The 15512-nt window shown below is 72.4% G+C and carries 12 protein-coding genes; 7 read left to right on the top strand and 5 right to left on the bottom strand.

Features of this window, described 5'->3' with window-relative positions; genetic code table 11:
* Positions 1–2 precede the first annotated feature (2 nt).
* Positions 3–845 carry a YwiC-like family protein gene (locus ACIPXM_RS05225; RefSeq protein ID WP_401652078.1) on the bottom strand — a complete coding sequence of 281 codons (843 nt, stop codon included), beginning with the start codon at positions 843–845 and terminating at the stop codon, positions 3–5.
* Between the two features lie 156 nt (positions 846–1001).
* Here ACIPXM_RS05225 and ACIPXM_RS05220 point away from each other — a divergent pair, with 156 nt between their 5' ends.
* From ACIPXM_RS05220 to ACIPXM_RS05195, 6 genes are all read left to right on the top strand, one after another.
* Positions 1002–4712, top strand: a complete 3711-nt coding sequence (locus ACIPXM_RS05220) for a nitrate reductase subunit alpha (RefSeq protein ID WP_401652077.1) — start codon at positions 1002–1004, stop codon at positions 4710–4712.
* Between the two features lie 3 nt (positions 4713–4715).
* Positions 4716–6269 carry a nitrate reductase subunit beta gene (gene narH / locus ACIPXM_RS05215; protein WP_401652075.1) on the top strand — a complete coding sequence of 518 codons (1554 nt, stop codon included), beginning with the start codon at positions 4716–4718 and terminating at the stop codon, positions 6267–6269.
* The gene (narJ, locus tag ACIPXM_RS05210; RefSeq protein WP_401652073.1) at positions 6266–7015 is read left to right on the top strand and encodes a nitrate reductase molybdenum cofactor assembly chaperone; all 750 of its coding nucleotides are present in this window, start codon (positions 6266–6268) and stop codon (positions 7013–7015) included. Before narH ends, narJ begins: the two co-directional genes overlap by 4 nt.
* The gene (narI, locus tag ACIPXM_RS05205) at positions 7015–7740 is read left to right on the top strand and encodes a respiratory nitrate reductase subunit gamma (protein WP_401652071.1); all 726 of its coding nucleotides are present in this window, start codon (positions 7015–7017) and stop codon (positions 7738–7740) included. Before narJ ends, narI begins: the two co-directional genes overlap by 1 nt.
* A 167-nt stretch (positions 7741–7907) precedes the next feature.
* On the top strand, positions 7908–9509 hold the full coding sequence (locus ACIPXM_RS05200; protein WP_401652069.1) for an alpha/beta hydrolase: 1602 nt from the start codon (positions 7908–7910) through the stop codon (positions 9507–9509).
* Positions 9510–9560: 51 nt separating this feature from the next.
* Positions 9561–11150 carry an alpha/beta hydrolase gene (locus ACIPXM_RS05195; protein WP_401652067.1) on the top strand — a complete coding sequence of 530 codons (1590 nt, stop codon included), beginning with the start codon at positions 9561–9563 and terminating at the stop codon, positions 11148–11150.
* Positions 11151–11227: 77 nt separating this feature from the next.
* Here the strand turns inward: ACIPXM_RS05195 and ACIPXM_RS05190 are convergent, their stop codons facing one another.
* Positions 11228–11803: an XRE family transcriptional regulator gene (locus ACIPXM_RS05190; protein WP_401652065.1), complete on the bottom strand. Its 576-nt coding sequence runs from the start codon at positions 11801–11803 to the stop codon at positions 11228–11230.
* A 320-nt stretch (positions 11804–12123) separates the two neighbouring features.
* Between ACIPXM_RS05190 and ACIPXM_RS05185 the strand changes: the two genes are divergently transcribed.
* Positions 12124–12348 (top strand): hypothetical protein, encoded by a 225-nt coding sequence (locus ACIPXM_RS05185; RefSeq protein WP_401652063.1) that lies wholly within the window; start codon positions 12124–12126, stop codon positions 12346–12348.
* A 99-nt stretch (positions 12349–12447) separates the two neighbouring features.
* Here ACIPXM_RS05185 and moeZ read toward each other — a convergent pair whose 3' ends face one another.
* The 3 genes from moeZ to ACIPXM_RS05170 form a co-directional block, all read right to left on the bottom strand.
* Positions 12448–13626, bottom strand: coding sequence for an adenylyltransferase/sulfurtransferase MoeZ (moeZ, locus tag ACIPXM_RS05180; protein WP_401652061.1), 1179 nt, complete (start codon positions 13624–13626; stop codon positions 12448–12450).
* A 63-nt stretch (positions 13627–13689) separates the two neighbouring features.
* Complete coding sequence (locus ACIPXM_RS05175; protein WP_401652059.1) at positions 13690–14433, bottom strand: spherulation-specific family 4 protein; 744 nt, start codon at positions 14431–14433, stop codon at positions 13690–13692.
* Positions 14421–15386: an NAD-dependent epimerase/dehydratase family protein gene (locus ACIPXM_RS05170; RefSeq protein ID WP_401652057.1), complete on the bottom strand. Its 966-nt coding sequence runs from the start codon at positions 15384–15386 to the stop codon at positions 14421–14423. The genes ACIPXM_RS05175 and ACIPXM_RS05170 overlap by 13 nt, the downstream gene beginning before the upstream one ends.
* Positions 15387–15512 lie beyond the last annotated feature (126 nt).

Genomic DNA, 15512 nt, shown 5'->3' with positions numbered 1-15512 from the left:
CCTCACCCGTACCCGGCGGTCAGGAAGCCGAGGAGCAGCAGCGAGCAGCCGACCTCGACGGCGCCGACCACCGGGACTTTCAGGCCGCGCCCCGGCAGGACGGCGGCGCGGGCCAGGTAGAGGGTGAAGGGCAGCGCGAGCCAGGGGTTCAGGAGGGTCGCGGCCGGCAGGGCGAGGGCGTGGTAGGCGATCGAGCCGCGCCGGTAGGCGGCCGAGTTCCGTTCGCGGATCATGGTCTTCACGTACGGGACGGTGCCGGCGAAGTAGAGCAGGCAGGCGGCGGCCGGGGCGAGGCCCGCGGTGAGGGTGCCGCCGCCGAGGCGCAGCGTGACGAGCAGCATCCCGCAGGCGGGGACGACGGCGGCGAGGCCGTTGAGCAGGGCGCGTTCGCGGTTGTGGGCGGCGTACCGGAGGTTGACGGCGAGGAACGGGGTCGCCGCGGCGGCGGCGAGCAGCAGCCAGGGGTGCAGGACGGCGAGCGGCACCCCGAGGGCGGCGAGGGCGGTGCCGAGGACGAGTACGGGCCGGACGTGGCGCAGATGGCGGGCGGGCCGGGCGGACGCGCCTCGGCGGGATGCCCCGGCGGGTGCGGACGGCCCGACGGGCCTGCCGGGTCCGGCGGCCCGGGTCGCGGGGCGCGGGGTACGGCAGGCCCGGTGGGCGAGGCGGCGCAGCCGTAGCCATTGCTGGGCGTGGAAGGTGACCACGTACGCCAGCAACCAGGCGACGAACAGCGGCAGTTGGGCCCATACGGGATCGCCGATGAGCACGCCGGCCGCGAACGGGACGACGAGCATGGCCCAGGCGCCGTGCTGATTCGGGATCCATCGGCCTGCGGCGCTCACCCGGCCACCCTGACACACCATCCGGTGGGAGAAATGCGGGATTTGGTCACCGCCGGTCGGGACCAATGACCCCCGTTGTGCCCGATTCGTCGGATCTATGGTCGAACCGGCGGCGACCGCACTCGCCGCACCCGTGTCGTACCGAAGGAGCCGGACGTGCCCGAGCCCAACGCCGCCGAGACCCTGCTGCGCGCGGGGCGGTTCTTCTCCCGTGCCGCGGGGGACGAGGTCTCCGAGGACCTGCGGGAGGTGCACCGCACCGGGGGCCGGGAGGGCGAGGCGTTCTACCGGGACCGCTGGAGCCACGACAAGGTCGTGTACTCGACGCACGGCGTCAACTGCACGGGTTCGTGCCGGTGGAAGGTGTACGTCAAGGACGGCATCATCACCTGGGAGACGCAGGCCACCGACTATCCCTCGGTCGGTCCCGACCGTCCCGAGTACGAGCCGCGTGGCTGTCCGCGCGGCGCCTCGTTCTCCTGGTACAGCTACTCCCCCACCCGGGTGCGCTACCCGTATGTGCGGGGCACGCTGCTGTCGATGTACCGGGAGGCGAAGCAGCGCCTGAAGGACCCGGTGCTGGCCTGGGCGGACATCCAGCGCGATCCGGTGCGCCGCCGCACCTACCAGCAGGCCCGGGGCAAGGGCGGTCTGGTGCGGGCGAGTTGGGACGAGGCGATCGAGATCGCCGCCGCCGCGCATGTGCACACGATCCGCGAGCACGGCCCTGACCGGGTGGCGGGGTTCTCGCCGATCCCGGCGATGTCGATGGCGTCGCACGCGGCGGGCGCCCGCTTCCACTCGCTGATCGGCGCGCCGATGCTGTCGTTCTACGACTGGTACGCGGACCTTCCGGTGGCGTCGCCGCAGGTGTTCGGCGACCAGACGGACGTGCCGGAGTCGGGCGACTGGTGGGACGCGGCCTATCTGCTGATGTGGGGCTCCAATGTGCCGGTGACCCGGACGCCGGACGCGCACTGGATGACGGAGGCGCGCTACCGGGGCCAGAAGGTCGTGACGGTGTCGCCGGACTTCGCCGACAACACGAAGTTCGCCGACGAGTGGATGCATCCGCATCCGGGCACCGACGGGGCGCTGGCGCTCGCCATGGGGCACGTCGTCCTCAAGGAGTTCTTCGTCGACCGGGAGACGCCGTTCTTCGCGGACTATGCGCGCCGCTACACGGATCTGCCGTTCCTGGTGTCGCTGCGGGAGACCGAACAGGGCCTGGTGCCGGGGAAGTTCGTGACGGCGCGGGACCTCGGCGGCGAGGCGGCGGAGGCGGAGCACGCCGAGTGGAAGACGGTGCTCGTCGACGACGTGACCGGGGAGCCCGTGGTGCCGAACGGCACGCTGGGGCACCGCTGGGGCACCGGCGGGGAGCGCGGTGAGCCGGACTGGAACCTGGACCTCGGGGACGTACGGCCGCGGCTGACCCTCCACGAGGAGGGCGGGTCGGCGGAGGGCGCGTCGGCCGGGGGCGGGTCCGCGGAGGTGGTGCTGCCGCGCTTCGACGAGGAGGGCGAGGTGCTGCGGCGCGGGGTGCCGGTGCGCCGGCTGACCGACGGCGGGCCGCTCGTCACCACCGTGTTCGACCTGCTGCTGGCGCAGTACGGGGTGGCGCGGCCCGGACTGCCGGGTGAGTGGCCGTCCTCGTACGAGGACGCGGCCGCGCCCGGCACCCCGGCCTGGCAGGAGACGCTGACGTCGGTGCCCGCGGCCCAGGCGGCGCGGGTGGCACGGGAGTTCGCCGACACGGCGGAGCGGTCCGAGGGCCGCTGCATGATCCTGATGGGCGCGGGCACCAACCACTGGTTCCATTCGGAGACCATCTACCGGGCGTTCCTCGCGCTGTTGACGCTGACCGGCTGCCAGGGCCGCAACGGCGGCGGCTGGGGCCACTACGTGGGCCAGGAGAAGTGCCGTCCGGTGACCGGCTGGGCGACGCTGGCGAGCGCGTCGGACTGGGGCAGGCCGCCCCGGCACATGATCGGCGCGGGCTGGTTCTATCTGCACACCGACCAGTGGCGGTACGACACGCTGCCGGCCGAGTCGCTGGCGTCGCCGCTGGCCGAGGGCCGGTTCGACGGGATGACGGGCGCGGACTGTCTGGCGGCGGCGGCCCGGATGGGCTGGATGCCGTCGTACCCGACGTTCGACCGCAATCCGCTGGAGCTCGGCGCGCAGGACGATCCGGTCGGCGACACGGTGCGGGCGCTCCAGGACGGCTCGCTGGGCTTCGCGGGCGAGGACCCGGACGCGCCGGAGAACTGGCCTCGGGTGCTGAACGTATGGCGGGCGAACCTGCTCGGTTCGTCGTCGAAGGGCAACGAGTACTTCCTGAAGCATCTGCTCGGCACCCATTCCAACCTGCCGTCGGACGGGCCGCGTTGCACGCCGAAGGAGGTGACGTGGCGGGAGGAGGACGTCGAGGGCAAGCTCGATCTGCTGCTCGCGATCGACTTCCGGATGACGTCGACGACGCTCCTGTCGGACGTGGTGCTGCCCGCGGCGACCTGGTACGAGAAGCACGACCTGTCGTCGACGGACATGCACCCGTTCCTGCACGCGTTCACCCCGGCGGTCGACCCGCCGTGGCAGGCGCGGTCCGACTTCGACGCCTTCCAGGCCCTCGCGGTCCGCTTCGGCGAGCTGGCGAAGGAGCACCTGGGGGTGCGCAAGGACCTGGTGGCGACGGCGCTGCAGCACGACACGCCCGGCGGCGAGATGGCGCAGCCGGGCGGGGTGGCGCTGGACTGGTCGAAGGGCGAGTGCGCGCCCGTGCCGGGGCGGACCATGTACAACCTGGCGGTGGTGGAGCGGGACTACGGGGCGGTGGGCGAGAAGTTCGCCGCGCTGGGGCCGCTGGTCGACAAGCTCGGGGTGACGACGAAGGCGATCACCTTCGACGTCGGCGAGGAGGTCGCGTACCTGGGCGCGAAGAACGGTCTGGTACGGGGCGGGGTCGCCGACGGCCGGCCGCGCCTGGACACGGCGCAGCGGGCCTGCGAGGCGATCCTGTCACTGTCGGGCACGTCCAACGGGCGCCTGGCGACGCAGGGGTTCGAGAAGCTTCAGGCGCGGACCGGGCAGCCGATGGCGCATCTGGCGGCGGAGGCCGAGGGCAAGCGGATCACGTTCGCGGACACCCAGGCGCGGCCGGTGCCGGTGATCACCTCGCCGGAGTGGTCGGGCAGCGAGTCGGGCGGGCGGCGCTACAGCGCGTTCACCGTGAACACCGAGCAGTTGAAGCCGTGGCACACGCTCACCGGGCGCCAGCACTTCTTCCTGGACCACGACTGGATCCACGAGGTGGGCGAGTCGCTGCCGGTGTTCAAGCCGCCGCTGGACATGCACCGGCTGTACGGGGAACCGGAGTTGGGCACGGCACGGGACGGGTCCGAGGGCCGTGAGGTGGCGGTGCGCTATCTGACCCCGCACAACAAGTGGGCGATCCACTCGCAGTACCAGGACAACCTGTACATGATGACGCTGGGCCGCGGCGGGCAGACGGTGTGGATGTCGCCGCAGGACGCGGCGGCGATCGGGGTCGCGGACAACGACTGGATCGAGGCGGTCAACCGCAACGGTGTGGTCACCGCCCGGGCGATCGTGTCGCACAAGATGCCGCCGGGCACGGTCTACATGAACCACGCGCAGGAGCGCACGGTCGGCGTGCCGAAGACGGAGAAGACCGGGCGGCGCGGCGGCATCCACAACTCGCTGACCCGGGTGATGCTCAAGCCGACCCATCTGGTCGGCGGCTACGCCCAGTTGACGTGGGCCTTCAACTATCTGGGCCCGACCGGCAACCAGCGCGACGAGGTGACGGTGATCCGCCGCCGCGACCAGAAGGTGGAGTACTGATCCATGCGCGTGATGGCACAGATCGCGATGGTCATGAACCTCGACAAGTGCATCGGCTGCCACACCTGTTCGGTCACCTGCAAGCAGGCGTGGACGAACCGGCGGGGCACCGAGTACGTGTGGTTCAACAATGTGGAGACGCTGCCGGGGCAGGGCTATCCGCGCCGCTGGGAGGACCAGGAGCGGTGGAAGGGCGGCTGGGAGCGGACCCGTTCGGGGCGGCTGCGGCTGCGGGCGGGCGGCCGGCTGAAGCGGCTCGGGCAGCTGTTCGCGAACCCGGAGCTGCCGGAGCTCGACGACTACTACCAGCCGTGGACGTACGAGTACCGCAATCTCACCGAGGCCCCGGCGGGCGACGACCTGCCGGTGGCGCGGCCGGTGTCGGAGCTGACCGGGGAGCCGCTCGACAAGGTCGAGTGGGGGCCGAACTGGGACGACAACCTGGGCGGCGCGCCCGAGCACGGGCCGAAGGACCCGCTGGTGGAGAAGGTGCGCGAGCGGGTCGGTGAGCAGATCCGGTTCGAGTTCGAGCAGAGCTTCATGTTCTATCTGCCCCGGCTGTGCGAGCACTGCCTGAACCCGGCGTGCGTGTCGTCGTGCCCTTCGGGCGCGATGTACAAGCGCGAGGAGGACGGCATCGTCCTGGTCGACCAGGACGCCTGCCGGGGCTGGCGGATGTGCGTGTCGGGCTGCCCGTACAAGAAGGTGTACTTCAACCACGCCACCGGCAAGGCGGAGAAGTGCACGTTCTGCTTCCCGCGGGTCGAGGTCGGGATGCCGACGGTGTGCTCGGAGACCTGTGTGGGCCGGATGCGCTACCTCGGGGTGATGCTGTACGACGCCGACAAGGTCGCCGAAGCGGCGGCCGTGGAGGACGAACACGACCTGTATCCGGCGCAGTTGGAGTGCTTCCTCGATCCTGCCGATCCGGCGGTGGTCGCGGCGGCGCGGGCGTCGGGGATCAGCGAGGAGTGGCTGGCGGCGGCCCGCCGCTCCCCCGTGTACGACCTGATCGCGACCTACCAGGTGGCGCTGCCGCTGCATCCGGAGTACCGGACGATGCCGATGGTCTGGTACGTGCCGCCGCTGTCGCCGGTGGTCGACGCGGTGGCGGCGACCGGCCGGGACGGCGAGGACGTGGGGAACCTGTTCGGGGCGATCGACGCGCTGCGGATCCCGGTGTCGTACCTGGCGGAGCTGCTGACGGCCGGGGACCCCTACCCGGTGGAGGCGGTGCTGCGCCGGATGGCGGCGATGCGCTCGTACATGCGGTCGGTGAACCTGGGCGAGGGCCGCGACGAGAGCGTGGCGCGGGCGGTCGGGCTGACCGGGCAGGAGCTGGAGGACATGTTCCGGCTGCTCGCGATCGCCAAGTACGAGGACCGGTACGTGATCCCGACGGCGGCCCGGGCGGATGCCGACGCGCTGGCGGACGCGCATCCGCTGGACGAGGGGTGCCCGGTGGCCGGGGCCGAGCCGGGCGGACCGGCGGCACCGGCGGAACCGGCCGCCGCCCGGGTCATGTTGAACCTCGGACCGACGAGGAGCGCGTCATGAGCCACCGCCACCCGCGGACGGCCCCCGTGGTGCCCCACCGGGTCGACCCGGACGCCATCACGCGGCTCGTCGCGGCCCGCTGCCTGCAGTACCCCGACCAGCTCCTGTACGCGGAACTCCCGTTGCTGCGGGCCGCGTTGGACGAGCTGCCGGAGACGTCCGCCGAGCATCCGCTGGCGGTGTTCCTCGACCACGTCGAGTGCACCGACCCGGTCGCGCTCGCCGCGCACTACTCCGACACCTTCGACACCCGCAACCGCCGCTGTCTGTACCTGACCTGGTGGACGGACGGCGACACCCGGCGGCGCGGCCTTTCGCTGGTGCGGATGAAGGAGCTGTACCGGGCGCACGGCCTGGAGTTCGGCGGCGCGGACACCGACACCGGCGGCGAGCTGCCGGACTTCCTGCCCGCGGCCCTGGAGTTCGCCGGGCGGCACACCGGAGCCGGGACCGAACTCCTCCAGGAGCACCGGGCCGGGATCGAGCTGCTGCGGCTCGCCCTGACGGCCGCGGACACACCGTACACGCGGGTCGTCGAGGCGGTCTGCGCGACGCTGCCCGGCCCCTCGCCCCGGACCAAGGAGGAGGCGAAGGCGCTGGCCAGGTCGGGGCCGCCGCGCGAGCTGGTCGGCGTCGACCCGCTGGGCGCGCTGGAACCGCTGGGGCCGGGCGTGGAGCTGCCCTGGCCGACGACTCGTACCGCCCGGCGCGCCGCCGACGGGCCCGCCGAAGGGATCTCGCGCTGATGGACCTGCTGCTCTGGGGCATCGCGCCCTATCTCGCGGTCGTGCTGCTCGTGGCGGGCACGATCTGGCGCGGCCGCCACGACCGCTTCGGCATCACCACCCACTCCTCGCAGCTGCACGAGTCGCGGCTGCTGCGGATCGGTTCGCCGCTGTTCCACTTCGGGATGGCGTTCGTGGTGCTCGGGCACGTGGTCGGGCTGCTGATCCCGATGTCGTGGACGGACGCGATCGGCCTGAGCGACCACGCCTACCACCTGCTCGCGGTGTCCACGGGCGCCGTCGCCGGGATCGCCGCCGCCGTCGGCATCGGGATCCTGGTGTACCGCAGGATGCGGGTGCCGGCCGTGCGGAAGGCGACGCTGAAGAGCGACCACCTGATGTACACGGTGCTGCTCGGCGCGATGGCGCTCGGCCTGCTCGCGACGGTCCTGAACTCGACCGGCGCGACCGACGGCTACAACTACCGCGAGGGCATCGCGGTCTGGTTCCGTTCGCTGTTCACGCTCCAGCCGGACTGGTCGCTGATGGCGGGCGCGCCGCTGGTGTTCAAGCTGCACGTGCTGTTCGGCTTCGCACTGTTCGCCCTGATCCCCTTCTCCCGGCTCGTACACATGTTCGCCGCGCCGGTGAAGTACCTCTTCCGGCCGTTCGTGGTCTACCGCCGCCGCACCCCCGGCAAGCTCGCCACCCGCGACCCGAAGCGGGGCTGGGAGCGGGTGTCCTGACCGGAGGGGCCGGTGTCCTGACCGGAGGGGCGGGCGTACGAGCGAGGGGTACGGGCCTGACGGCGGCGGTACGGGCCTGACGGCCCTCGCCCCGCTGCCCCGGGCCTCGGCCACCCGCATGGCCCTCCGCCCGCGCGGGTGCCCGCCGGGCGGCACACGATGGGTCCATGCCGATCCTCGCCGCCCGGCGCGCCGCCCGTAGCGCCGCTCTGCTGACCGCGACCGCCCTGCTCACCGCCACGGCGGGCTGCTCCGACGACTCAGGCTCGGCGTCGGCGACCGCCCCCGAGTCCAGCGGGCCCGGCAGCGGCGGGGGGCTCGACGGGCTCGCGGCCCAGAAGCTGGACTGGGCGGCCTGCCTGCCGCCGTCCCCGGCCGAGGGCGGCGGGCCCGCCCCCTCCCCGCTGCCCGGCGGCACGGCCTGGGAGTGCGCCTTCATGACGGCGCCGCTCGACTACGCGAAGCCCACCGGCAAGACCGTCGACCTGGCCCTGATCCGGGCCAAGGCCGCCGACCAGAACCGCCGGATCGGCTCGCTGCTCTTCAACTTCGGCGGCCCCGGCGGCTCCGGCGTCACCGGACTGCCCGGCTTCGCCGCCGACTTCGAGACCTTGCGGTCCCGCTACGACCTGGTCTCCTTCGACCCGCGCGGGGTCGGCCGCAGCGTGCCCGTCGAGTGCGCCACCGACAAGGAGCTCGACGCCTACTACGCGCTCGACTTCACGCCGGACGACGCCGCCGAGGAGAAGACGCTGTCCGACGCGCAGAAGACGTACGCGGACGGCTGCGCCAAGAACTCCGGCACCCAGCTCCCCCAGGTCGGCACCGAGAACGCGGCCCGCGACATGGACCTGATGCGGCGGGTCCTCGGCGACGACAAGCTGCACTACTTCGGCATCTCGTACGGCACCGAACTCGGCGGTGTGTACGCCCACTTGTTCCCCGACAAGGTCGGCCACGCGGTGTTCGACGCGGTCGTCGACCCGGCGGCGGGCGTGCAGGAGGGCGCGCTCGGGCAGGCGAAGGGCTTCCAGTTGGCGCTGGACAACTTCGCGAAGAACTGTGTCGGCCGGGGCGAGGAGTGCGTCCTTCCCGGCTCCTCGGTCGCCGAGATCGAGGAGTTCATCACCGGGCTGCTCGCCGAGCTCGACAAGCGGCCGATCTCCGGTATCGGCGACCGCAAGCTGACCCAGACGCAGGCGACGAACGGCATCGCGCAGGCCCTGTACTCCAAGGAGTTCTGGCCCTATCTGGAGCAGGGCCTCGACGAGGCCGACGGCGGCAACGGGGCACTGCTGCTCGCCCTGTCGGACTCGATGAACGGGCGCACGCAGACCGGGAGTTACAGCAACATCCAGGCCGCCAACGCCGCCATCAACTGCGTGGACTTCAAGGAGCGCTACACCCTCGGCCAGGCCAAGGAGCGGCTGCCCGAGTTCCGCAAGGCGTCGGCGGTGTTCGGCGACTTCATGGGCTGGGGGCTGGCCAGTTGCTCGCAGTGGCCGGTGCCCGGCACCTGGGACCACCCGGACGTGTCGGCGGCGGGCTCGGCGCCGATCCTGGTCATCGGCAACACCGGCGACCCTGCCACCCCGTACGAGGGGGCGAAGTCGATGGTGGACGCGCTCGGCAAGGGCGTCGGCGTCGAACTCACCTACAAGGGCCAGGGACACGGGGCGTACAGCAGCGGCGACAAGTGCGTGAAGCGGGCGACCGACGGCTACCTCCTGGAGGGCAAGGTGCCCGCGTCGGGGACCACCTGCGGCTGATTACGATGGCCGTCCGGCCCGGATCGGCCGGCTCGGACCAGGGGGTGGCGCATGGGGCGCTCGTTCATCAGGACAGGGGCGGCCGTCGCGCTCGCGGGACTGCTCGCGACGGGCGTCACGGGCTGCACGGTCTCGGCCGACCCCCTCGGCACCGGGTCCGCCGGAGCCTCCGGCTCCGCCGCGCCGACCGCTTCCGCGAAGAGCGACGGGAAGGCGTCCGCCGCCCCCGGCGGCAGCCCCGGCCTGCCCGCCGCGCTCACCGGGCAGCGCCCGGCCTGGAAGCGCTGCGCCGCGCCCGAGGGCGGGGAGGCCCCCGGCTCGTCGTGGCGCTGCGCGGACGTGCGGGTGCCGCTCGACTACGCCGAGCCCGCCGGGCGCACCATCCCGGTCGCGCTGATCCGCAAGGAGGCCGGGTCGCCGGACGCCCGGATCGGCTCGCTGCTCTTCAACTTCGGCGGGCCCGGCGGTTCCGGCGTCGACATCCTGCCGCGCGGCGCCGCCGAGTACACGGCCCTGAACACCCGTTACGACCTGGTGTCGTTCGACCCGCGCGGGGTGCAGCGCAGCGCGGGCGTGGTGTGCCGGGACGACAAGGAGCAGGAGCGGGCGGAGCGTACGGTCGACTCCACGCCCGAGACGGCGGCGGAGGAGCGGGCGTTCCGGGCCGACGCCACCGACTTCGCGCGGGGCTGCGCCCGCCGCTCCGGCACGGTCCTGCCGTACACCACGACCGACAACACGGCCCGCGACATGGACCTGATCCGGCAGGTCCTCGGCGACGACAAGCTGAACTATTTCGGCATCTCGTACGGCACGCAGCTGGGCGCGGCCTACGCGCACCTGTTCCCGGGCAACGTGGGCCGGATGGTGCTCGACGCGGTCGTCGACCCGACCGCCGACTCGGTGGGGCACGCGCGCAACCAGACGATCGGGTTCCAGCGGGCCCTGGACAACTATCTGAAGTCCACCGGGCAGGACCCGAAGGACGGCACCCGCCGGATCGCCCGGCTCCTGGAGCGGCTCGACCGCCGTCCGCTGGCGGTCGGCGACCGCCGGCTGAACGACTCGCTCGCGCTGACCGGTGTGGTGATGCCGCTGTACTCGGAGCAGAGCTGGCCGCTGCTCACGTCGGCGCTGACGAAGGCGGAGGGCGGTTCGGGCGCCGAACTCCTGGCGCTCGCCGACTGGTACAACGACCGCGACGCCCGCGGCCACTACTCCACCCAGTCCCACGCCCAGCGCGCGATCTCCTGCGCCGACTCCGCCGAACGCCCCACCCTGGCCCAGGCCCGCGCGCTGCTGCCCGAATTCCGGGGCCTGTCCCCGGTGTTCGGCGCGTTCCTCGCCTGGGACACGGCGGGCTGGTGCGCCGACTGGCCGGTCAAGGGCGCCACCACGACCATGGACGCGAGCGCCCCGGGCGCCGCCGCGATCCTGGTGGTCGGCACCACGGGCGACCCGGCGACCCCGTACGAGGGCGCGGAGCGGATGGCGAAGGCGCTGGGGGCGGGCGTCGGCGTGCTGGTCACCAACAAGGGCGAGGGGCACGGCGCGTACGGCTCGTCGAGCTGCGCGACGAAGACGATCGACGCGTATCTCCTGAGCGCGAAGGTCCCGGCGTACGGCACGACCTGCGGCTGAGGTCCCGGCGGCCCGCTAGGGCGGGTCAGGCCCGGCGGGCTGAACCGCCCGTACGCCGGGCCGGCCGCCCCTCGCCCCTACACGGGCACCGCGCGCCCCCACAGCTCCTCGGCGTGCTCGGTGAACCGCGACCACATGCCGCCGTCGCCGTGCCGCCGCAGATGCAGCAGCGGCGAGTCGTGACCGACCAGGCGCGCGAGGTGCGGGGTGACCAGGACGTCGTCGTCGAACCGGAACACCGACAGGCTGACGTGGTTCACGGCGTCCTCGGCGGCACTGAACCGCGCCTCCACCCCGTCCACCGCCCCGAGCCGCGCCAGCTCCCCCAGCGTCATACGGATCCGCGTCGACACGGACAGCGCCACATCCTCGACCACCTCACGCTGCCGGGTCACCTCCCCCACCGGATCCCCCAGCAGGAACCGCACCCGGCACCCGGACTCCGCCTTGCGGCGAAGGGTCTCGGCGAACGCGGGCACCTGGGTCCAGAAGAAGTAGTTGGTGTAGCCCGCGAGGAACAGCTCGGCCCGGGCCCCGGCGACGAGCTCCGCCCAGACGGTGGACGGGCACGCCGAGCGGTAGGGATAGCTGTGGATGATCTCGCGATCGGCGCCGGTCTTGATGCGCTGCTTCACTGTCTGCGGCCAAAGCATCTCTTCGTTCACTCCCAGTGCGCGGGCGGCATCCTCACGGTTCCTCGCATGAGGTGTCAGTTCCCCATTAGACAGCCAACGCTCGACCTGCTTGGCGGATACCCCCACCCGGTAAGCGAGTTCACGAGGGGACACCCCGGCGTCCCGCATGGCGGAGCGCAGAGCGGCGTTCACGTCAACCCCTTCGGCTCGGACTTCTCGGCCCTCTTCGACCGTACCGGCCAAAGGCCCAACTGTCCCTGATATACGGGCAGATACGTCCGATGCGGGCTGCCATGGTGAACCCGTCCACGACGGATTCGCGAAGGAAGAGAACAACGATGAGGTACCGAATCGGCGACATCGTGACCGACGGGCAGCGGGCCCTGACCGGCCAGGTCCAGGAGGTGCGCGGAGGGGTCCTCGTACTCGGCCGCCCCGGCGGATTCGTCTGGGAGGCCGCGCCGGGCGACTGCTGGACAGCGAGTCCGGAGGAGCGGCGGGCGATGACGCCCCGGGGCGCCGTCCGGGTGATCAGCACGTCACGCGTGCCCCGCTCCCCCTGACCGGCGGCGCCGACGGCGCGGGACCGCGCACACGAAGAGGCCCGGCCCCGTCGTCCCCGACGGATCCGGGCCCCTCACTGCCACGGAGCAGCGCTCGGCCTAGTAGACCGGCTTCTCCGGCTCGATCTGGTGGACCCAGCCGATGACGCCGCCGCCCACGTGCACCGCGTCCGCGAAGCCCGCGGACTTCAGGACCGCGAGGACTTCCGCACTGCGGACACCCGTCTTGCAATGCAGGACGATGCGCTTGTCCTGCGGGAGGTCCTGGAGGGCGGTGCCCATCAGGAACTCGTTCTTCGGGATCAGGCGGGCGCCCGGGATCGAGACGATCTCGTACTCGTTCGGCTCGCGGACGTCGATGATGTCGATGTTCTCGCCGTCGTCGATCCACTCCTTGAGCTGCTTCGGAGTGATCGTCGAGCCGAGCGCGGCCTCCTGGGCCTCCTCCGACACGACGCCGCAGAACGCCTCGTAGTCGATGAGCTCGGTGACCGTCGGGTTCTCGCCGCAGACCGCGCAGTCGGGGTCCTTGCGGACCTTGACCTGGCGGTACTGCATCTCCAGGGCGTCGTAGATCATCAGACGGCCGACCAGCGGGTCGCCCACGCCGGCCAGGACCTTGATCGCCTCGGTGACCTGGATGGAGCCGATCGACGCGCACAGCACGCCCAGGACGCCGCCCTCGGCGCAGGACGGGACCATGCCCGGCGGCGGGGGCTCCGGGTAGAGGCAGCGGTAGCAGGGGCCGTGCTCGGACCAGAAGACCGACGCCTGGCCGTCGAAGCGGTAGATCGAGCCCCACACGTACGGCTTGTTCAGCAGCACGCACGCGTCGTTGACCAGGTAGCGGGTCGCGAAGTTGTCCGTGCCGTCGACGATCAGGTCGTACTGGCTGAAGATGTCCATCACGTTCTCGGCCTCGAGCCGCTCTTCGTGGAGGATCACGTTCACGTACGGGTTGATGCCGAGGACGCTGTCACGCGCCGACGCGGCCTTCGAGCGGCCGATGTCGGCCTGGCTGTGGATGATCTGGCGCTGCAGGTTCGACTCGTCGACCTCGTCGAACTCCACGATGCCGAGCGTGCCGACACCGGCCGCGGCCAGGTACATCAGGGCCGGGGAGCCGAGCCCGCCGGCGCCCACACAGAGCACCTTGGCGTTCTTCAGCCGCTTCTGTCCGTCCATCCCGACGTCCGGGATGATGAGGTGACGGGAGTACCTGCGGACCTCGTCTACGGTGAGCTCGGCAGCCGGCTCGACCAGGGGTGGCAGCGACACGGGGACTCCGTTGGTCGGTAGTTCACTACGGTTGTTCTCCGCACAACACTGCCATGGCCCTTCTCATTCCGAGACACCCCGTCCGATCCGCGAGACGATTTCGTCCCAGTAGCCGGGCAGCGCCTGGAAGTGGTCCGTTTGTCCTGGCTGCCCCCTTCTGTCCGTCATGAACACGGTTCCGGCCCCCTGCCAGCGGGCGATCCGCAACGCTTCGTCCAGGTGTGTCCTGGGCACCCCGTGCACCAGGTGGACGAACTTCCCCGGCGGGTAGTCCGCGGTCCACTCGGCCACCTGCGACCAGCGGTAGTCGGCCCATCCGCCGGAGAAGGTGACCAGCTGGTCGGCGGTCTCCGCGTAGCCGGGGTACGGATGGGTGCCGTGCCCGAGGACCAGGTGGACGGTGTCCTCCCGCAGCGCCTCCAGGGTCGCCGCGACGCGCCGTACGCCGGGCAGGTCGGCCCGGTCCGACGGCGCCCGGTCCAGATAGAAGCCGTCGGCCTTGTACCAGTCGAGGAAGCGCTGGGCGTCCGTGACCAGTTCGCCGAACGGGCGCGAGCCGTGCCCGAGGTCCAGGTGCCCGAGCACCCGGACGCCCGCGTTGCGCAGCTTGCCCGCCGCCTCCAGGCAGTGCGGGTCGGGCCGGGCGCCGGGCCCGTCGGCGACGTTGAGCACCGCCCAGTGCAGCGGGGTGCCGGGCCGGGTCAGCTCGGCCCATTCGACCGGGGCGAGCAGCGGATGCGCGTAGCCGGGGACGCCGAGACCGGTGCCGAGGACGGTCCCGGCCTCGGTGGCGGTCAGATGCGGCATGCCGCCTCCATCCAGATGTCGGCGAGCGACTCCTCCAGGTTGATCCGGGGCCGCCAGCCGAGCCGGTCGCGGGCGGTGCGCACATCGGCCTGCTGCCAGGGTCCGCAGCCGTCCGGGTACGGGTAGGGGGCGGCGGCCAGCTGCTCGGCGATGGTCGCCTCGCCGCGCGGCTGGCCGATCACCGCCCGGTGCGGCGGCGGGCCGTCGAGCTCGTGCAGCTGGCCGGCGAACCCGGCGACCCTGGCGAGCACGGCGGCGGCGTCGCGCAGCTTCACGGCCCGGCCGGTGCCGATGTTGACCACGCCCTGGGCGGCCGAGAGCGAGGCCGCGTGCACGGCCCTGGCCACGTCCCGTACGTCGACGAAGTCGCGCTGCACGCCGAGGCCGCTGAGCTTGAGTTCGGCGTCGCCCGCCTGCATGGCGCGGCGCATGGCCTCGGCGAGCCGGCCGAGCGGGGAGCCCGCCGGGGTGCCGGGGCCGACCGGCGAGAACACCCGGAGCACCACCGCGTCGAGGCCGGAGCCGAGGACGAGTTCGGTGGCGGCGAGCTTGGACACGCCGTACGGGCCGCCCGGCCGGGGCACCGCGTCCTCGGCGGTGGACGAGCCGGGCTGGCTGGGCCCGTACTCGGAGGCGCAGCCGACCTGGACGAGCCGGGCGCCGCAGCCGCTGCGGCGCAGCGCCTCGCAGACGGTGGCGACGGCGACGGTGTTGTGCCGGGTGAGTTCGCGGGCGCCGCCGCGGGTGGCTCCGGCGCAGTTGACGACGACCCCTGGGTGGACGGCGTCGAGGAACCGGGTCAGCGCGCCGGGGCTGCCGCTGGCGAGGTCGAACCGTACGTCGGCGTCGTCGCCGCGGCCGAGGGCGGTGAGGTGCACCGCCGGGTCGGCGAGCAGCCGGTCGGCGACGAACCGGCCGATGAATCCGTTGGCTCCGAGCAGCAGCACCCTCATCGTGCGGCCCCTTCGTGCCGACCGGCCGTGGTGGGGAGGTGGGGCGTCATGTTTCGTTCGTCTCCTTGGGAGGGTTCGGGTAGGGGGCGCGCCCGCGGCGTCGGCTCCGCGGGTGCGCGCGGGTCG

The organism is Streptomyces sp. NPDC090025 (assembly GCF_044748125.1).
In the GTDB taxonomy this organism is placed as follows: domain Bacteria; phylum Actinomycetota; class Actinomycetes; order Streptomycetales; family Streptomycetaceae; genus Streptomyces.
The sequence above is the reverse complement of the archived record's forward strand: the minus strand, read 5'-3'. Positions and strand labels throughout refer to the sequence as shown.